The following is an 18,987-nucleotide window of genomic DNA, read 5'->3' on the forward strand; positions in this document are numbered from 1 at the left end:
ATGGCTAGAGAGATCTGAGTGAATGATCATCGCTTGAAAATTAATAGATGTCCCGGCCTGTTTGTTGCTTTATTCATAAGAATGGGATTTCAAGTTACCCACTCACTTTGCATTTATCACCGCGCGGGTCTCTTGCCAAATCTGTTTGGCAATTCCCGGGTGGTTCATCGTGTACAAATGAATGCCGGCCACGCCTTGAGATACCAAATCAATGATCTGATCGACCGCGTAGGCAATCCCTGCATCCCTCATTGCTTCCTTGTTGTCTTGGTAACGATCCATGATGGCCCGGAACTTTTTAGGTAGTGGGACCCCCGACAGTTGCGTAATTCTGGCAATTTGGTTGCGGTTGGTACATGGCATAATTCCAGCTTCAATTGGGACGTTAATGCCGGCAATTTCAGTCTTTTCTTTGAAATCATAGAAGGCTTGGTTGTTAAAGAATAGTTGGGTGATCAAATGGTCAACCCCTGAATCGACCTTCCGCTTTAAATTGCCAATATCATCAACGAAGTCAGTTGCCTCCATATGACAATTGGGGTAACACGCACTGGCAATGCTGAAGTTGGGCCGGTTTTCCTTAATGAAAGCAACCAGTTCGTTGGCATGATTGAAATCACCAGCTGGTTGTTTGTCAGGGATATGGTCACCTCGTAATGCCAAAATGTTTGCGACATTAATGGAACTGAGTTGATCAAGCAAATCCAAGACTTGTTGCTTGGTTTGATACAATCCAGGCACATGGGCCATTGCGGGAATCTTTAATTGATTCTGAATCAAGTTGGCAACTTCTACCGTGCGATCACAATGATCAGTTCCACCAGCACCCAGAGTGACCGAAATAAAGTCTGGATTGATCGATTGCAACTGCTCTAATGTCGGCAAAATTGCGTCCTTATCTGCAGTCTTCTTTGGTGGGAATACTTCTAGTGAAAAAACAGTTTTCTGGTTAAATAACTCCGTTAGGCTCATGAATCGCACTCCTAACCTTTTTAGTTGCGTCAACGATATTTCGTAGACTCTCGAACGCTTCATCTTCAGAACGCGTCTTCAAACCACAGTCAGGGTTAATCCAGATTTTTTCAACGGGTAATTTTGAAACCAACTGCTTGATTAAATCTTCAACTTCTTGTTCTGATGGGATTCGAGGTGAATGAATATCGTAAACACCGGGACCAACTTCTGTTTGGAAGTTCGCCGCAACTAATTCATCAATCAAGGTAAAGTCCGCCCTGGAAGCTTCAAACGAAATGACATCGGCATCCAAAGCATCAATTGCCTTGATAATGTCACCAAATTCGCTGTAACACATATGCGTATGAATCTGGGTACTTGGTTGAACCTTGCTGTGAACAAGCCGGAATGCCGGCACAGCCCAGTCAAGGTATTCAGAGTACCAGTTGGATTTACGGAGTGGTAAGTTTTCCCGCAAAGCTGGCTCATCAATTTGGATAATCTTAATGTCATTCTTTTCCAAATCAAGGACTTCATCTTGAAGCGCCAACGCAATTTGGGTGACCGATTCCTTGGGGGTAACGTCTTCTCGAGGGAATGACCAGTTGAAGATGGTTACGGGTCCGGTGAGCATTCCCTTAACAGGTTTGTCAGTTAAGTTCTTTGCAAAAACGGACGCTTTGACGGTGATTGGGGCTGTTCGGTTGATATCGCCCCAAATGATTGGTGGCTTGACCCCACGAGTGCCGTAGGATTGAACCCAACCGTTTTGAGTGAAGACAAAGCCGTCCAGCTTTTCGCCGAAGTACTCGACCATGTCGTTACGTTCGTATTCACCATGAACCAGTACATCCAAGCCAAGATCTTCTTGAATTTTGATAATTCGGCGAATTTTGTCTTCGTTAAATTGATCATACTGTTCACGGGTAATTTCACCCTTACGCAATTTTGATCGGTTTTGCCGAACGTCCTTGGTTTGGGGGAATGAACCGATCGTTGTGGTTGGCAGGATTGGCAGATCAAATTCCTTTTTCTGAATGACTTCTCGCTCGCTTCGTTTTGGCAAGCGGGTATAATCTGCATCAGTCAACTTGGCAATTCGCTCATGAACCGCTTCTTTATAAGGATGCTTGACGTTCTTAAAGAGGGCGTCATTTTTATCCAAAGCGGCCTGACCATCTGCCTCATCACGATAAATGTTATCCAATTCCTTAATTTCAGCCAGCTTTTCAATGGCGAAGGCCAAGTGTTGGTGCACATCGGCAGGCAGCTTGGTTTCGTCGGCAGCCGTGTAAGGAACGTGAAGCAGGGAAGTCGAACTACTGAGGACGATTGTCGCATCGGTATGAAGGCCATTTAAGAAAGCGATCGTCTTAGCGTAATGATTTCGCCAAATGTTTTTACCATTGACAATGCCGGCAAATAAGACTTTGTCAGCTGGAAAACCATTTTGCTTAACTAATTCGGCGTTGTAGCAGCCTTCAACGAAGTCTAGGCCAATGCCATCAAAATCGAGGCTGGTGACATCATGATAAACATCCCGAAGATCGCCAAAGTAGTTTTGAAGGAGGACCTTAACCGTCCCTTTGTTGGCTAAAATTGTCTGATAGAGTTTGTCGAACAATTGCTTTTCAGCAGCATCAACGTCAAAACTCAAGGCTGGTTCGTCAATTTGAACCCATTTAACGCCTTGTTGACCAAGCTTTTGCAGCACTTGGGAATAAGCGGCTGCCAATGTATCAGTAAAATCAGTTGGCTTGGCGCCATCAATAAACCTGCTTAATTTTAACAAGGTATATGGTCCGGTGATGACCGCCTTTGCGTTGATTCCGAGCTTGAGGGCCTCATCAACTTCATTAAATAATTTGTCACCAACCAATTTGACATCGGTATCCTTGGAAAATTCAGGGACGATGTAATGGTAATTGGTGTTGAACCACTTCTTCATTGGGAGGGCTTTAACCGTTTCGGATCCCCGTTGGTACCCACGCGCCTGGGCAAAGTATTCATCAAGTGGCGATAGATTCAATTGTTTGTAGCGGGCAGGAACGATGTTCAGTAAATTAGCAGTATCAAGAACCCCATCAAAGAATGAAAAGTCACCAGCTGGAATCAAATCGATTCCGGCCGCTTGTTGCGCTTGCCAGTGATTCTGCTTGATCTCGTCAGCCGTTTTTAGAAGTGCGGCTTGGTCGATCTTGTTCTTCCAATAGTGTTCCGTTGCAAATTTTAATTCGCGGTGATGCCCGATCCGGGGAAATCCAATAATTGTGGTTGTCATATAAACCCTCCTAGTTTTAGTTGCAAAGTGATTTGTGAACTTATTTTAATGTTAGTTGCTTGGTGTTGTAATGTGAGAAGGGTATAAGACGGGGTCAAAATCTCATAAATGAGACTAGTCGACAACGTGTCTTTCGAATGGGTCATCAGAAATTCCCTTAGCTAGAATATCTTTGCTCCATTCCTTGGCTGAGAATAATGAGTGGTCACGGTAGTTTCCGCAGCTATACTTGTCGGTTCCTTGAACGTCCTTCCATTGGATGTCGTTGGCGATTTCTTCAAGTGAACCTTTCAGGGCTTTGGCAACTTCTGTGGTGCTGTGCTTACCCCAAGTAATCAAATGAAAACCAGTTCGGCAGCCAAATGGTGAGCAGTCAATCACACCGTCGAGACGGTCACGAAGCAAGCCGGCTAAGAGATGTTCAATCGTGTGTAAACCGGCAGTTGGAATCGCGTTTTGGTTTGGTTGAACCAGTCGTAAGTCGTAGTTTGAGATAACGTCGCCTTTTTGACCAGTTTCCTCAGTAATCAAACGAACGTAGGGTGCTTTAACCTTTGTGTGATCCAATGTAAAACTTTCAACTTTTGCCATGATAGTGTCAATCTCCTTAAAATTTATTTGATACACTGTTATTTTAACGCGTGCTAAGAATCATAAAAACCCTTCCAGAAACTTTTGACCAAATAAAAAAGCATCCGCCCCTTACACCAGAAAATCTGATTAAGGGGCGAATGCTTCGCTGTACCACCCTGAATTCGTATTATTCTCACAAATAATACCTCAAAAAGTACCATGATCGATACTCGGCGATATAACGGTCGCACCCGACAACTCAAGCGTGAACTTGAATGCCGCTAATCAGAGTTCATCTTCACCAACGTATCAGCTATCCTTTCCCATCATCCGGATTCTCTTTGTGCTTGATTAGTTGGCTACTCTTCTCTTCAGAGCTTTGCTTTTTGAACTAGCATTAAAATTTAATGATAATACTAGACGCCATTCTAATCATTGTCAACCATCATTTGAGAGAATTTGATTGTAAATTGCATTTTGCGGTCGGCTCACGTATAATTACCACTGAAAAATCTGTCCTTTAAGATGGTCCTGAGAGGCTGTGAAGGAAGCCATTAATGAACATGTTTTGCTGCACCGCCTGGTTAGTCGCTTTGTTCTCCTGTTGGAATATAATTTTGCGATGGCGAATGGTCGATGTGGTTCAGATGAGCACCAGCAGTTAAATCCTCAGATAGGGTTTGAGTGTTGGTGCTCTTTTAGATAGCTGATATTAAGTTTTCCAGCGTTTGAAATCAACTTCCACGATTTTGTTAACGCCTAAGCCAACAATTCTCGCCGGATTTCCAACTGCAGTGGTTTTGGGCGGGACATCAACCAAGACCACCGCGCCGGCGCCGACTTTGCTGAAAGCCCCGATGGTAATGTTGCCGAGGATCTGGGCATTTGCGCCCAGGAAGGCCCCCTGTTCAACATGGGGATGGCGGGGACCGAAGACAGTTGTTCTTGCACCCAGGGTGACGCCGTGCAAAATGGTAACATCATCTTCAACGATTGCGGTTGAGCCAATGACCACGCCAACCCCGTGATCGATAAACACCCGTTTGCCGATGGTGGCTTCAGGAGAAATCGAGATCCCGGTGCTGTGAGCTGCATGCTGGCTGATCAGACTGGCGAGGGTGAAGAAGCGCCTTAACACCAGAAAGTGGGCAATTCGGTACCAGAATAGCGCGCGGATTCCGGGATAGGTTAGAAGGACTTCGGTCAGACTGTGCGCCGCTGGATCACGCTTGAGAATGGAGTGGGCTGTTTGAAACATGGTCATCGCTCCTCTCCAAAGCGGCGAATCCAGCTTTCAGGTCAGCCAGTAAATCTTGCTGATCTTCTACGCCAACGGATAGTCTGATCAATTCATCTTGAATGCCATTCTTTAACCGGATTTCGCGGGGAATTGCCCCGTGGGTCATCAAAGCTGGAATTTCAATGAGACTTTCAAGCGCCCCTAAGCTTTCCGCTAGGGTAATGATTTGCAGGTGCTCGACAAATTGTTTTGGATCCAGCCCCGGTTGTAACTCAAAGGAAATCATTGCGCCAAATCCGTGCATTTGTTTGCGGGCAATGTCGTAATCCGGATTGTCAGGATTGCCCGGGTAGTAAATTTTGCTGACAAGTGGTTGGTGGGAGAGATAGTCAAAGATGGTTTCAGCGTTTGCTAAATGGGCGCGCATTCGGAGCGAAAGGGTCTTAATGCCGCGTTGGAGCAGCCAACTTTCTTGTGGGGCCAAGATGCCGCCGATGGCATTTTGCAAATAGCCAATTTGTTCGCCTAGCTTTTCATCTTTGGTGACGACCAAGCCGGCGATTACGTCGCTGTGGCCGCCAAGATATTTAGACGCACTGTGGAGAACAATATCAACTCCCAGCTCCAATGGCCGTTGAACATACGGGGAAGCAAAGGTATTATCGATAATGCTTAATAGATTGTGTTCTTTTGCAATATTGGCGATGGCAGCAATATCGGTTACCCGGAGTAGTGGATTGGTTGGGGTTTCGAGGTAGATTGCTTTGGTTGCTGGTGTGATTGCCTGTTCAACTGCCTGCAAATCCCGGGTGTCAACGACGGTGAACGTCATCCCAAAGCGTTTGAGCACGGCATCGATTAATCTAAACGTGCCGCCATACACATCGTTGCCAACGATAAAGTGATCACCAGCTGAAAAGAGTGAAAAGACCGTATCGATTGCAGCAGACCCCGAAGCAAACGCAAAGCCATTCGTGCCGCCTTCAAGATCGGCAATTAATTTTTCCACTGCCTCTCGGGTTGGGTTGCCGGAACGGGAATATTCATATTGATTCTCGCCAATTTTGTTTTGGCGGAAGGTTGATGCCATATAAATTGGCACAGACGTTGCGCCGGTTGTTGCGTCTTCACTGATGCCGCCATGTAATAATTTCGTATCAAATTTCATCATAAATTACCTCACTTTTAGTTTTTAGTCGTAAATATGTTCACTCATGTAACGTTCACTGCTGTCTGGAAATACTGTCACAATCCGGCTGTTTTGGGGTAAGCGCTCCGCCACTTGTAAGCTGGCTGCCAGGGCGGCACCACTTGAACTGCCAACAAACAGCCCTTGGGTTCTCGCGAGTTGTTTCACTTGGGAAAAGGCGGCCTGATCGGGGATGGTCAAAGTTTGATCAATTTGGACCTCCTTGAAGAATGGGGGAACGAATTCTACCCCGATGCCTTCGGTGCGATGGGGATGAGCCGGGCCGCCGTTTAAAATCGATCCCTCTGGTTCGACCACGATTGTTTGGGTTGCTGAATTTTGCTCTTTTAGATATTTGGCAATTCCAGCGAAGGTGCCTCCGCTGCCAGCCCCCGCCACAAATGCAGTGATGGGTTGGCCTAAGTCTTCGATGAGTTCGGGTGCAAGGGTGTGGTAATAGGCTGCCGGGTTGGCTGGATTTTCAAATTGCATCGGAACATAACTATTTTCGATGTTGGCGGCAATGTCTCGCGCCTTCTTGATCGCGCCTTTGATTCCCAATTCACTCGGCGTGTTGATTAACTCCGCGCCCAGCGCCTTCATCAATTGCTGCTTTTCAAAACTAAATTTTTCTGGAACAACTAAAATCGTTCGTAATCCATGTTGCTGGGTTGTCAAGGCGACGCCAATGCCGGTGTTGCCAGCAGTTGGCTCGATGATTGTGGTGCTGTCATTGATTTTGCCACGGTCAATGCCATCTTGAATCATGTATTGACCAAGCCGGTCCTTGATGCTGCCACCAGGATTGAACATTTCAAGTTTGGCGTAGATGTGGCTGTGATTTGGGATATCAATTTGGAGATCAATAAGTGGCGTGTGGCCGATGAGTTGTGAAACTGATTGAATTAACATGATGTCATCCTCTCAAATGTCAAAATAGATAGAAAAAGGGTGCGAAAACTCAAATGAATTTTCGCACCCTTTGCTGAGTTCATGCCCCTGAAAGGCAATTAACTTTTAAGGTCGGTATTCCTCAAAATGTCAATGCTAACAGGCCGAACATCGCAAAACGCGCGTTGTTCGACAACAGTTATTGATTGCATTAAACATTGATTGAGTCATAAGGACACCTCCGAAATTTTGTTGATCAAATCATACTGAATTTAGATGACATTGTCAAATGATATTTTAATTTTTATTTGACACGATTCAGCAGGTTAGTGATTAAAGTCGACTTTAGCGCATTGACAAATTTTAATAATTTACTCATAATCAATACCAAATGAGGGGATCCTTGCACTCAAATTAACGATGAAGGTTGGCGACAAGATGTCAGTTAATATTAATGAGTTATCATTACCAGATGGTCAGATTGTGTCAGATAATGAAGAAATCAAGAAATTGAGCAGTGATAAATTCACTGAAGCAATTGAAGAAGATAATCAGCCATTAGCAGTTATTCAGGCGAAGAGCGTTGCCGATGTGCAGGCGGCGGTTAAATTCGCGAACGATAACCGGATCCCGGTTACTGCTCGTGGCGCTGGAACATCAATTGTGAACGGGTCAGCGGCTGAAAAAGGTGGCTTGATCATTGACCTGACACAACTCAATAAGATATTGGAAATTAATATTCCCAACCAATATGCCATTGTCCAAGCGGGCGTTTTAAACTCAGATCTTGATGAAGAAGTTCGCAAACATGGGTACTTCTTTTCACCTGATCCTGGTTCCAAGCGGATCAGTTCGGTCGGTGGGAATATCGCGACCAATGCTGGTGGAATGAGCTCATTAAAGTACGGAACAACGAAGCAATCCGTTGTTGGGTTGCAGGTGGTTCTGGCTGACGGGAAATTAGTAGAATTGGGTGGCAAAACCTTCAAAAACAATGCCCCTTACGATTTGACCGATTTATTTGTCGGTTCTGAAGGAACGTTGGGAATTATTACCGCGGCAACGGTCAAATTACTACCAATTCCGTTTGGAAACCCCGTTACAGGGTTGGCCACTTTTGATAACATGAAGCAATTGAGCATTGGGGTTCAAAATATTTCTGGCAGCGGCCTCTACCCATCAATGATGGAAGCTTTAAATAAAACGTCGATTGAAGCCTTGGATAATTTGGAAAAGTCCGATTTGGGTAAAGGTGGCGCTGAATCCCTCTTAATCTTCCAGTTGGATGTTGCTCCAGCCGGCGCGGTTGACGCTTTGAAGAAAATCTTGACTAAATCGGGAGCATTGCAGGTTAATGTCACCGATGATCCAGATTATGCTAAGAAGATCATTAAGATTCGCCAAGATTATTACCAGGCAGAAGCAGCTTATGGGCGCTTGATCGTGGAAGATGTCGCCGTGCCGCTATCCAAACTACCAGATTTGGCTGACTTTGTTGAAAAATTACAATTCACGTCTAAAGTGACTGCCTTTTTGGGCGGCCACGCTGGTGACGGTAATTTCCATCCAAACTTTGCCGTTTCAAAGGAATATTCAGAAACGCCAGCCGACGTCAATGATGCCATTAATAGAATCTTCAAGTATGTTCAATCCATTGGCGGCACAATTTCAGCCGAGCATGGGATCGGGGACTTAAAGTACAAGTGGGTATTGCCCCAACTTGGTGAAGATGTGGTTGAGTTGCAACGAAAGGTTAAAGCAGCCTTTGACCCTAATAATATCTTAAATCCAGGTCGCAAAGTCTAGCTTTAGCAGTCGTTAACAGCTAAGGCTGGTGCATCGGCTGATTTACTGATGATGCTTGATTACCAATGATATTCGGATAAAAGCTGTAATATGCAGTTGATCCAAAATAACGCAGCAGGAAGTTGGGACATATATTAATTTCCAATCAGTCATTATTCGTTTGGATCGCTGTAGTCACTTGGATAAAAGCTGCGCCAAACGGCTGATCCCGGCCATTTAACGAAAAGAACCAACTATTCCAAAATCAGGAATAGTTGGTTCTTTTCGTTAAATTCTGGGATCAAAACGCCTATTGTCTCAGTCTCTGCTGCGTTATTTTCTGTTGCAAATTACTTAAGACATTTGCGTTATTTTGTCAGATACATCATCCGTAACTTGTGAACATCACTGTTGGATAACCTTAATGCGGCCTTCTGATAATGCTTCATTGAGCCATACCGTTGATCAATCGCGCGGTAGGCGGCATCGAGATAAGCCGCCTTAGCAGATTTGGATCGTTTAAAATTAGCCAGGGCCCGTTTGTTATGAGTAACTCGTTTCAACTGCTGGTACTCCTTATGAACCGTGCCTTTCAAATCATGATTCGAAGCCAAGTAGTTTTTCATGATCGTTTGCTTGGAAACGCCCAAGCAGGCAAGGATCAGCATCGTGGCAATTCCGGTCCGATCTTTTCCATAGGTGCAGTGGTATAAAAGAGCACCGTGTTTTTGTTTCAAGAGTTGGTTCATGAATGAGCGGTAAGCTTTGATGCTATGGGAACTTGTGACCATTTTTTGATAAAACAGCTGCATATTATTTGGCTGCTTGTTTGCTAACTGGTTTGCGTATTGGCGAGTGGTGTGCACACCAAAGTTTTTGTCTGCCATCACGCTATCGTGACGATAGGCAACCCCAGACAGCTTAGCATCTTTGGCGACTTTAATTTCCCCAGTGGAACGAAAATCGCAAACCACTTTTACATTGACGTTCTTGGTTAGTTTCCACCGGTCAGTTTTCGTTAAATGAGCCAAAGCGGCCGAACGGATGAGTCGCTTTGGCTTAATGTGCCAACCGTTTTTGGCTACAATGCCGCCTAAATCGTGCGTATTCACAGTGCCCGTTAAATGAATAGGGGTTCCATAAATCTTTTGGGCAGAGGCTTTGACCGCAGTTGGTTGTAATAATCCCCAGCTTAGACAAGTAGCTGCAAATAATGTGATTCGGATGAAATGATGATCATTCATATTGATCCCCCCCAGAAAAATTAATGAATGTTCAACCCAATTTTGTCTTTCATTGTCAAAATTCGCTTAACGGACGCGTTGATCTGCTTGACGGAAACTTGCTTATTTGCCACCGCACGTCTCAGCTGAGGAATTCCCCGTTTATAATCGCTGGTTAACAGGACATCATTACCGGCTTTAAATGCGGCCACATCTCGATAAACATGATGTGATCTGGCATAATTACCAACGGCTTGCATCTGTAAGCTGTCTGAGACGATGACCCCTTTAAAGCCAAGATCCTTGCGAAGTAGGTGAATATCTTTTTTTGAAAGTGAGGCTGGCTTGTGTGGATCAATTTTTTTCAAAATGATGTGGGTGACCATGACGGAATCAACGCCGCTCTTAATTCCCGCCTTAAATGGCCGGAAGTCTTTTGATTTGAATGACCTAAGCGACCGGTTCACGGCTGCCGATCCAGTATGGGTATCAGCGGCCGAGCCATAGCCAGGAAAATGTTTGAGCGTTGCGGCCACGTGTTGCTTTTGAATTGCCGGCACGCTTGCGGCAATGTACTTAGACGTTTTGGCATAACCCTTGCCAATTGTTCGATCATAAATAAAACTACTTTTGTGCAGCGAAACATCGGCTACCGGCGCAAAGTCCCAATTAATTCCCAGGGAGTGGAGCTGTTTGGCCTGGTAACGATACATCGACAGAACTTTCTTCATCCCGCCGCGGTGAAGCGCCTGTTGTGGTGACAAATAATAGTTGTGACCAGAAATTCGTTTGTTGGCGCTCAGCCGAGAGACGGTGCCACCTTCTTGGTCAGTTGAAATGGTTAGTGGAATCTTGGCGCTATGCTGGTAACTCTTCAGTCTGCGCTTAAACGATGATTTAGTACCGACAAAATTGTTGCCCATCAAGATAATGCCACCAAGATGGTATTTTTTGATATCGTGTTTCGTGACGGATTGATTATTTGAGACGCCGGTTACAAATAATTGGCCGATTTTCTCATTAAGAGTCATATGCTTAATTCGATTATTGATTCTTTGCTCATTGGTTTGCTTTGGATGGATCCCAGAAGCAATTGACTCAGTACTTGGATGAAGAATCGTCAGGCCCAACCCAAATGACACGGTTGTAATCATTGCAAACGATGCAACCCGTTTAATCTTAATATTCACTTTCCTCAATCTCCCTATATACAATTATTATGACAACATAACAATTATATGTTAAAAGCGATCAAAATAGTTATTAATATAGCAAATTTGTTTTTCTATCAAAACTAACCAGGCATTCTTGATACCTCGACTACTTAAAGAGCCCTGATTGTATTGAACGGTTGGCAAAGTTCAAAAAAATTCAATATTTTTTATGTGAACGTGACAAGCGCTTTCTTTGTTTATATACAAACAACTTTCTTTCTATTTTATTTTAAAGCAAAGTTAGGTATACCAAATTTAGACGTTCACAATGGTTAAAAATATGATAGGATATGTTCGTAACAAATAATACAAGGAGGCCTTCTGATGCCAGAAGAAAAAGAACCAAAGAAGCAGCATTTGATTCACTACGCCAACGGTCCTTCGTTGGAAGAAATCAACGGAACCGTGGTTGTTCCAAAAGGAAAAGGATTTTGGAGAACATTGTTTGGGTATTCCGGTCCAGGCGCGTTAGTTGCGGTGGGGTATATGGATCCAGGTAACTGGTCAACGTCAATTACCGGTGGTCAAAATTTTGAGTACTTATTGATGTCCGTGATCTTAATGTCGAGTTTAATTGCCATGTTACTCCAATATATGGCGGCTAAACTGGGCATTGTGACGCAGATGGATTTAGCGCAGGCAATTCGGGCGCGTACCAGTCGAGCACTCGGGTATGTCTTATGGATTCTGACTGAACTCGCGATTATGGCAACTGATATTGCCGAAGTTATCGGGGCAGCGATTGCATTGTATTTGCTGTTTAATATTCCACTGGTCATTTCGGTATTTATCACTGTGTTTGATGTTTTGCTATTATTATTGTTGACCAAGATAGGTTTTCGAAAGATTGAAGCAATTGTTGTGTGCTTGATTTTGGTCATTTTTGTTGTGTTTGCCTATGAAGTCGCTTTGTCAGATCCGAGTTGGCTGGGGGTCTTCAAGGGATTGGTTCCAAATGGCGAAACATTTTCATCTTCGCCACATGTTGGTGGGCAAACCCCATTGACTGGGGCCCTTGGAATTATTGGCGCGACGGTGATGCCTCATAATTTGTACTTGCATTCGGCGGTTTCCCAAACACGGAAAGTTGATCACAAGGATGAGGAAGATGTTGCAAGAACAGTCCGATTTTCAACTTGGGACTCTAACATTCAATTGACAATGGCATTCTTTGTTAACTCATTATTGCTGATTATGGGAGTTGCTGTATTTAAGAGCGGCGCTGTTAAGGATCCTTCGTTCTTTGGGTTGTTTCAAGCTTTGTCCGATCCATCGACATTGAGTAATGGCGTGTTAATTGCCGTTGCGAAATCAGGAATTCTGTCAATCCTATTTGCTGTTGCTTTGCTGGCATCAGGGCAAAATTCGACCATTACAGGTACCCTGACCGGCCAAGTTATCATGGAAGGATTTATCCACATGCACATGCCATTATGGATGCGTCGTTTGGTTACCCGGTTGATTTCGGTTGTCCCAGTTTTGATCTGTGTGGCAATGACCGGTAAAGAAAGCCCAATTCAACAACACGAAGCCTTAAATACTTTGATGAACAATTCGCAAGTGTTCCTGGCCTTTGCACTGCCATTCTCAATGTTGCCATTATTGATGTTTACAGATAATAAGGTCGAAATGCATGACCGGTTTAAAAATTCTTGGATTATCAAAACCCTTGGCTGGATTTCTGTCATTGCTTTGACATATCTAAACATGAAGGGATTGCCTGGCCAATTTGAAGGATTCCTGGGCGATAATGCCTCGAAGGGCCAAGTAGCCATGGCTGATAACCTTTCATATATTGTGATCTTCCTTGTGCTGGCATTACTTGCTTGGATGATTTGGGATATTCACAAGACAAACAAAAAATTGCAGGCCAAGTTTGAAGCAGCCCATGAAGAATAGAATAAAAAAGGTATAATAAAGAGTGTTAAACAATATAGAGATCATGAAAGATGAAAGGGATGTTTAAAAATGCCAAGTACTACAGGTGGCCAAAAATTTGCCAGAATTTTAGTTGGTGTTGATGATTCGGAAGATGCCCAGTTGGCATTTAGATATGCAATTCGTGAAGCCCGCCAATCCAATGCCCGGCTCATCATTGTGTCGATTATGGAACACGATGATATGAATATTTACCAAGCATTAAGCAAAGACTACGTTCATGGTGAACGCAAAGAGTTGGCTGAACATATTGAAAAATACCGTCAGCTTGCTTTAAGAGCCGGCGTGAAGGAAGTCGACACCGTCATTGATGAAGGCGATCCGGGTGAAACGATCGTCAAACGCGTGATTCCGGCAACCAAAGCGGATTTACTCATTGTGGGGTCATTATCAAAAACTGGTGTGAGAAAATATTTTGGTTCTCAAGCAGCTTACATGGCTAAGTATTCGCCGATTTCGGTCATGATTGTTCGTTAGCGAGCGGAGCAGAATACCTAGGAATCGAAGCGTTATTTTCCACTCAGAAGAACTTTTCTCTGAGGTCGGTTACATGTTATGTTTAATGAACGATTACCAAATTTCCAGTAAAAGGACTGCCAACAAAACAGTGACGTTTTGTAGCAGCCCTTTTCTTAATTAAACTACTGGGGGATTTTCAAAATGCAATTAACAGATAAAAGCCGCAAGTGGTTCATTGCCACTTTGCTGCTTGGAACGTTTACCATGTCGATTAGCCAATCATCGCTATCGACAGCTTATCCAACGTTTATGAAATACTTCAATTTACCAGCAAGTAAGATTGCCTGGTTAACCACCGGATTCATGTTGATCATGTCGGTGGTCATGCCGCTATCACCATGGTTAATGGATAACTTTAAATTTAAGCCACTTTATTTGTCACTCTTAATTAATTTCGTCGTCGGGACGTTGATTATTATTTTTGCGCCTAATTTTTTGATTATGATGGTCGGCCGATTGATGGAGGGATTTAGTGTCGGTGTCCTGTTTCCGTCCTATCAATCAATTATTTTGGAAATCACCCCGACCAATCAACGAGGAGCTGTGATGGGCACGGTGGGCTTGGTGATGGGGTCGGCACTTGCAGTTGGCCCGATTGTTTCGGGTGTGTTACTTCAAATCCTGAATTGGCAGTCAATTTTTGGATTTTTCCTCATCGTCTTGACGGCTGTCTTTTTACTGGGTCTCAAAACCATTGTGAGTCCGTTAAAACTAAAATCGTCAGAATTTGATTTTATTTCGGTATTTATGTCACTTGGCATTATTGGGCTATTGTATTTTATTAATGAGATCTCACATATGACAATTGGCAATTATTTGAATTGGTCAATTTTGATTGTGTCATTGATCTTGCTGTACCTGTTCGTTCGTCGTCAGCTCAAGATGAAGGCACCGCTGCTTCATTTAGATATTTTAGCAATTCCAAACTTTGATCTGGGAGTTGCCCTGACGTCTTTGTCTTACATGTCGCTCATTACGGTCACAATCATCATGCCATTATATTATCAGCAGATCATTGGCCTCACGCCATTATGGTCAGGCTTGGCGTTAGTGCCAGCAGCCGCACTGCTTTCGTGGTTAAATCGTCGTAGCGGCAAACTCGCTGACCGGATTGGCTTTAAGCCAGTCATTTTAATCGGTTTTGTTCTATTTATCATCGGCTGGGCAGGGTTGCTGCTTTTCTCTGAGATGCGAAACATCTGGATTGCAATTGCCTGTTCAATGGTCATTGAGGCTGGTAATGCCTTCGCAATGATGCCAGCAACCACTTTGGGGGCTGATTCACTCACGAATGAGTTAATTCCCCACGGGTCATCAGTCATTGCAACTGTTCGCCAAGTCATGGGATCTACTGCAATCGTGTTAGCAACTGTTGTTTTAGGTGATAAAAATTTCAATGGTGTTTTCTTAACATTTTTAGTGATTGAAATCATTGCAATCTTTTTAGTATTCAAAATTAAAGATACGATGAAAGCCACGGCATAGTTGCTATTGTGAAATGTAAGCAGTTTTCAATACAAAATCAATGTATAAGTGAACAACGTGATTGTTTTGAAAATCACAAGTCATTCGATTGTACCCGTTTTCATTTTGTGGTAATCTTTTTGTGGATGATAAAACGTCAGTCGCTTTTCATTCCCGCAGGGCAGCTGTTCAAGTTTCAATGAGCTGCTTTGCCGTTATTGACGTTTCCATTAGTTTATCCAATATAATCGGACGGCTGCGTAAAGCAGAAGTCTGCGCGTAAGCACCTCAAACAAAAGTCCCCCAAGTCGGAATTTCTGTCCGAGGAGACTTACGCTCCGACTTCTAACCACTTTACTCCGCCCACTTACTTTAGGAGGGTGTACAATGGCATATCGAACTGTTAATCCTTACAATAATGAAGTTGTTAAGGAGTATCCTTTTGCAACAGATATTCAACTTGGCGAAACACTTGCGGAAAGTGACGCAACCTATCGGGCAATGAAGAAACAACCAATTTCTGAAAGAGCAAAAATTCTTCATAACGTTGCTGCCAAGTTACGTGAACATGAAGATGAACTTGCCAGAGCCTGTACCATTGATATGGGGAAATTAATTGGTGAATCAAAAGGTGAAGTTGAATTAGTTGCAATTATCGCTGATTGGTTTGCTGATCATGGTGAGGAACTGCTTCAGCCAGAAGAAGTGGATACGATCGCAACTGGTCATGCCGAGATTCAAAAGCATGCAACTGGCGTAATCATGATGGTCGAGCCATGGAACTTCCCATACTACCAAATCATGCGGGTGTTTGCGCCTAACTTCATGGTTGGCAATACCATGATTTTGAAACATGCTGCTAACACGCCAACTTCAGCTCAAATGTTTTGCGACGTTGTTGCCGAAGCTGGGGCACCAAAGGGTTCATTGACTAACTTGTTCTTAAGTTATGATCAAGTTGGCGAAGCAATTGCAGATCCACGAGTTCAAGGGGTTGCATTAACCGGTTCTGAGCGTGGTGGTACAGCCGTTGCTGAAGCCGCTGGTAAGAACTTGAAGAAGAACACAATGGAACTTGGTGGCATGGATCCGTTCATTGTCCTCGGGGATGCCAATATGGACGATGTTGCTGATATCGCATGGCGAGCACGTCTCTACAATACTGGTCAAGTATGTACATCATCCAAGCGGTTCATTGTCATGGATAACGTTTACGATGAATTTGTCGATACCCTTAAAGATAAATTCAGCAAAGTTCAACCAGGTGACCCACTGGATCCTGCAACTTCACTTGCACCAATGAACACCGAAAAAGCTAAGAACAAGCTTCAAGGACAATTGGATGAAGCCATTGCTGCCGGTGCCAAGGTTGAATATGGTAATGAACCAATTGATTTGCCAGGCCAATTCTTCAAGCCAACAATCTTAACCAATATCAGCAAGAATAATCCAGCATATGACACTGAGTTATTTGGCCCAATTGCTTGCGTTTACAAGGTTCACAGCGAACAAGAAGCCATTGATCTTGCCAACGATAACCCTTATGGGCTTGGCGGCATTGTCTTTGCTGGTGATGAAGACCACGGTGCTGAAGTTGCTTCTCAAATCGAAACTGGCATGGTATTTGTTAATAACTTCATGTCAACGTTGCCAGAATTACCATTTGGCGGGGTTAAACTTTCAGGCTACGGCCGTGAAATGAGCCACATTGGCGAAGAAGCCTTCATTAATCAACAATTAATTGTCAAGACTGCTAAACCAAACATGAACAATTTGGCTGGTGGATTAGTCGCAACGGATCCACAACCTAAAAAATTAAGCAAAACAAAATAGTCCACGCTATGTTTGAATGATAAGCGTGATTTCAAGTAAAAATTCGTCAGGGAGTCATAACCTCTGGCGTTTTTTGCGTATGGTTTTAAGTAAACGGGGGCTGGTGAACCATGACCAGCAATCTTCCAAATGGTAGGCGGGAATCTGCCAGAGTTTAAAATTGTTGGCTGAGAGGCCGGACGGTAAAATAATCCCTACCAAAGATTGAATTGAACTGGAGGTGGCACGATGAACAAAGCAACTGGTTTTTGGTCAAAGTTATCGATTATCCTGGCAATTGGTCAATTAGGCCTCTCGCTATATAAACAGTACCAAGCATCAAAGAAGCAGCGGTAAAACCAAGCGCAATTAACCAAGAAGGGCAATCATTCCAGCGTGTCGGAATGATTGCCCTTCTTGGTTAATTTCTAGTTAAAAGTGTTCAGATACGCCAGCCTATTGCTATTTTGGAACAATCACTTGCAAAAAATCGGCCTTGGTTTTAACCGTAATCGGCAGCTCCATCGCTGGGTCGCCATCGATACGGGTCTGGATTTCTCGCCGAGATAAACCTTCAATTTTAACCGTTTTACATTTGAAATACTTGACGTCGGCATTATCTTTCAAATTGCCTGAAAGAAAGTAGGACAGATACGCAAGCAATTTCGGCAAAGTAAATTTTTTCAGGATAAACACGTGAAGATGATCGTCATCATAAGTGGCTTCGGGGTTAAATTCAACGTAACCGCCAACTGAATTGGTCGTGGTGATGAGGACAATCTGGGCCCGCAAAGTTTCGACCTTGTCGTTAGCAGAAATTCGCAGCTTATAGGACCGATGAGTGAACAGTTCCTTGAATCCCCTAATGAGATAGATGACCTTGCCAAACTTTTTCTTCTTGTCGTCCTTAATGTCTCTGGCGATATCCGCTAATCGTCCCAAAGTAAGGCTGCTAATCATTGGGGTTGCCCCAACCGTTCCAAGGTCAACGGCGACACAGGTGCCAGCTAATAGATTAGTGATTGCGTCGTCAGTATTCAATGGCACTTTCAGCGCGCGGGCAAAGTTATTGACGGTCCCACCGGGAATGATGCCCAAAGGGATGGCCTTCCCGGCTTGCAGGAAGCCTGTACAAGCAGTATTAATTGAGCCGTCGCCACCAATCGTGACCAGACAGTCAAATTGATTAGGCGCTTCTGCCGACTTTGAAATGGCTTCCTCTTCAGATTGCGTTTTGGCCAATTCAACCCGCTTGCCATGGGTTTCCAAAAATGTTTTGGCTTGCTTGGCAATCTTTTCGTTATCACTTTTTCCCGCCGACCCATTGTAGATAATCAGATAGTTTTCCATGGCGCACCTCCTATAAATGTAGTTGGTTTGTCACTATTATTATATGATTATTGATCGGTTAAGTCGTGTTTGGGGATTATCGTCAGCGAGCCATTCATTACAGGCGAAGTCGCATCAACTGCGTGAGGGTCGGTAAAGATTTTGAGCATTTTCATAAAGCTTTCAGCGGTATTTTCTTCGGTTAACTCATCAATTGGCAACCAATAGATTTTCCCTTCATCCGATTGTTTCAATTGACCAGTAAAATGGCTGGTCCGGTATAAAAAGCCAATCCGGCGATAAGCGGGTTCCTCGCTGAACCACTCAACGGTGCCGCATGATTCCATTTGGCTGATATGTAAGCCGGTTTCTTCAAAGATTTCGCGCACCATTGCGTCGTACAAGCTCTCGCCCTTTTCAACGTGCCCACCGGGAAAGGTATGGCCGAACTTCCAGGCAACGTCGGTTTTATCTTCAACCAACACTTTATTTGTCTGTTGATCATAAATCATGCACATGTTAACCATTTCAATATGTTCCGTTCGGGAATAAGTCATTTGCCCACCTCATTTTCA

General features: G+C 43.9%; 15 protein-coding genes. 5 read left to right on the forward strand and 10 right to left on the reverse strand.

The window, feature by feature from the left end; translation table 11 throughout:
• Positions 1 to 102: 102 nt before the first annotated feature.
• The 6 genes from metF to FD12_RS04025 form a co-directional block, all read right to left on the reverse strand.
• Positions 103 to 972 (reverse strand): methylenetetrahydrofolate reductase [NAD(P)H], encoded by an 870-nt coding sequence (gene metF, locus FD12_RS04000; RefSeq protein WP_056981809.1) that lies wholly within the window; start codon positions 970 to 972, stop codon positions 103 to 105.
• The gene (gene metE / locus FD12_RS04005; protein WP_056981812.1) at positions 950 to 3,235 is read right to left on the reverse strand and encodes a 5-methyltetrahydropteroyltriglutamate--homocysteine S-methyltransferase; all 2,286 of its coding nucleotides are present in this window, start codon (positions 3,233 to 3,235) and stop codon (positions 950 to 952) included. Before metE ends, metF begins: the two co-directional genes overlap by 23 nt.
• A 114-nt stretch (positions 3,236 to 3,349) precedes the next feature.
• Positions 3,350 to 3,826, reverse strand: a complete 477-nt coding sequence (locus tag FD12_RS04010) for an S-ribosylhomocysteine lyase (RefSeq protein ID WP_054746957.1) — start codon at positions 3,824 to 3,826, stop codon at positions 3,350 to 3,352.
• Positions 3,827 to 4,520: 694 nt separating this feature from the next.
• The gene (epsC, locus tag FD12_RS04015) at positions 4,521 to 5,066 is read right to left on the reverse strand and encodes a serine O-acetyltransferase EpsC (protein WP_056981814.1); all 546 of its coding nucleotides are present in this window, start codon (positions 5,064 to 5,066) and stop codon (positions 4,521 to 4,523) included.
• Entirely contained in the window at positions 5,032 to 6,216 is a 1,185-nt protein-coding gene (locus tag FD12_RS04020; RefSeq protein ID WP_054746959.1) for a trans-sulfuration enzyme family protein, read from the reverse strand. The genes epsC and FD12_RS04020 overlap by 35 nt, the downstream gene beginning before the upstream one ends.
• 24 nt (positions 6,217 to 6,240) lie before the next feature.
• Complete coding sequence (locus tag FD12_RS04025; protein WP_054746961.1) at positions 6,241 to 7,149, reverse strand: PLP-dependent cysteine synthase family protein; 909 nt, start codon at positions 7,147 to 7,149, stop codon at positions 6,241 to 6,243.
• A gap of 417 nt (positions 7,150 to 7,566) precedes the next feature.
• On the opposite strand from FD12_RS04025, the gene FD12_RS04030 reads away from it, so the two are divergent.
• Positions 7,567 to 8,934, forward strand: a complete 1,368-nt coding sequence (locus FD12_RS04030) for an FAD-binding oxidoreductase (RefSeq protein WP_056981869.1) — start codon at positions 7,567 to 7,569, stop codon at positions 8,932 to 8,934.
• A 347-nt stretch (positions 8,935 to 9,281) separates the two neighbouring features.
• On the opposite strand, the gene FD12_RS04035 is transcribed toward FD12_RS04030, so the two are convergent.
• Both FD12_RS04035 and FD12_RS04040 read right to left on the reverse strand, forming a co-directional pair.
• A complete protein-coding gene (locus tag FD12_RS04035; RefSeq protein ID WP_082622158.1) occupies positions 9,282 to 10,157 on the reverse strand; it encodes a tyrosine-protein phosphatase in 876 nt (291 codons plus the stop codon).
• 20 nt (positions 10,158 to 10,177) lie between these two features.
• Complete coding sequence (locus FD12_RS04040) at positions 10,178 to 11,326, reverse strand: glycoside hydrolase family 3 protein (protein WP_225427270.1); 1,149 nt, start codon at positions 11,324 to 11,326, stop codon at positions 10,178 to 10,180.
• Positions 11,327 to 11,674: 348 nt separating this feature from the next.
• Here FD12_RS04040 and FD12_RS04045 point away from each other — a divergent pair, with 348 nt between their 5' ends.
• From FD12_RS04045 to FD12_RS04060, 4 genes are all read left to right on the forward strand, one after another.
• A complete protein-coding gene (locus FD12_RS04045; protein ID WP_056981818.1) occupies positions 11,675 to 13,249 on the forward strand; it encodes an Nramp family divalent metal transporter in 1,575 nt (524 codons plus the stop codon).
• A 69-nt stretch (positions 13,250 to 13,318) separates the two neighbouring features.
• Complete coding sequence (locus FD12_RS04050) at positions 13,319 to 13,765, forward strand: universal stress protein (protein WP_054746963.1); 447 nt, start codon at positions 13,319 to 13,321, stop codon at positions 13,763 to 13,765.
• Between the two features lie 183 nt (positions 13,766 to 13,948).
• Complete coding sequence (locus FD12_RS04055; protein WP_056981820.1) at positions 13,949 to 15,292, forward strand: MFS transporter; 1,344 nt, start codon at positions 13,949 to 13,951, stop codon at positions 15,290 to 15,292.
• A gap of 366 nt (positions 15,293 to 15,658) precedes the next feature.
• Entirely contained in the window at positions 15,659 to 17,104 is a 1,446-nt protein-coding gene (locus FD12_RS04060; RefSeq protein WP_056981822.1) for an NAD-dependent succinate-semialdehyde dehydrogenase, read from the forward strand.
• A gap of 441 nt (positions 17,105 to 17,545) precedes the next feature.
• Here FD12_RS04060 and FD12_RS04065 read toward each other — a convergent pair whose 3' ends face one another.
• Together FD12_RS04065 and FD12_RS04070 are read right to left on the reverse strand one after the other, a co-directional pair.
• Positions 17,546 to 18,433, reverse strand: coding sequence for a diacylglycerol/lipid kinase family protein (locus FD12_RS04065; RefSeq protein ID WP_056981824.1), 888 nt, complete (start codon positions 18,431 to 18,433; stop codon positions 17,546 to 17,548).
• A gap of 47 nt (positions 18,434 to 18,480) precedes the next feature.
• Complete coding sequence (locus tag FD12_RS04070) at positions 18,481 to 18,969, reverse strand: 8-oxo-dGTP diphosphatase (RefSeq protein ID WP_054746965.1); 489 nt, start codon at positions 18,967 to 18,969, stop codon at positions 18,481 to 18,483.
• Positions 18,970 to 18,987 lie beyond the last annotated feature (18 nt).

The sequence above is a fragment of the Lentilactobacillus rapi DSM 19907 = JCM 15042 genome, assembly GCF_001436255.1.
Classification (GTDB): domain Bacteria; phylum Bacillota; class Bacilli; order Lactobacillales; family Lactobacillaceae; genus Lentilactobacillus; species Lentilactobacillus rapi.

Bases quoted from the DNA above. Each gene is read 5' to 3' on its own strand.
- metF (WP_056981809.1), bottom strand. From the start codon at position 972: ATGAGCCTAACGGAGTTATTTAACCAGAAAACTGTTTTTTCACTAGAA.
- metE (WP_056981812.1), bottom strand. From the start codon at position 3,235: ATGACAACCACAATTATTGGATTTCCCCGGATCGGGCATCACCGCGAA.
- FD12_RS04010 (WP_054746957.1), bottom strand. From the start codon at position 3,826: ATGGCAAAAGTTGAAAGTTTTACATTGGATCACACAAAGGTTAAAGCA.
- epsC (WP_056981814.1), bottom strand. From the start codon at position 5,066: ATGTTTCAAACAGCCCACTCCATTCTCAAGCGTGATCCAGCGGCGCAC.
- FD12_RS04020 (WP_054746959.1), bottom strand. From the start codon at position 6,216: ATGAAATTTGATACGAAATTATTACATGGCGGCATCAGTGAAGACGCA.
- FD12_RS04025 (WP_054746961.1), bottom strand. From the start codon at position 7,149: ATGTTAATTCAATCAGTTTCACAACTCATCGGCCACACGCCACTTATT.
- FD12_RS04030 (WP_056981869.1), top strand. From the start codon at position 7,567: ATGTCAGTTAATATTAATGAGTTATCATTACCAGATGGTCAGATTGTG.
- FD12_RS04035 (WP_082622158.1), bottom strand. From the start codon at position 10,157: ATGAATGATCATCATTTCATCCGAATCACATTATTTGCAGCTACTTGT.
- FD12_RS04045 (WP_056981818.1), top strand. From the start codon at position 11,675: ATGCCAGAAGAAAAAGAACCAAAGAAGCAGCATTTGATTCACTACGCC.
- FD12_RS04050 (WP_054746963.1), top strand. From the start codon at position 13,319: ATGCCAAGTACTACAGGTGGCCAAAAATTTGCCAGAATTTTAGTTGGT.
- FD12_RS04055 (WP_056981820.1), top strand. From the start codon at position 13,949: ATGCAATTAACAGATAAAAGCCGCAAGTGGTTCATTGCCACTTTGCTG.
- FD12_RS04060 (WP_056981822.1), top strand. From the start codon at position 15,659: ATGGCATATCGAACTGTTAATCCTTACAATAATGAAGTTGTTAAGGAG.
- FD12_RS04065 (WP_056981824.1), bottom strand. From the start codon at position 18,433: ATGGAAAACTATCTGATTATCTACAATGGGTCGGCGGGAAAAAGTGAT.
- FD12_RS04070 (WP_054746965.1), bottom strand. From the start codon at position 18,969: ATGACTTATTCCCGAACGGAACATATTGAAATGGTTAACATGTGCATG.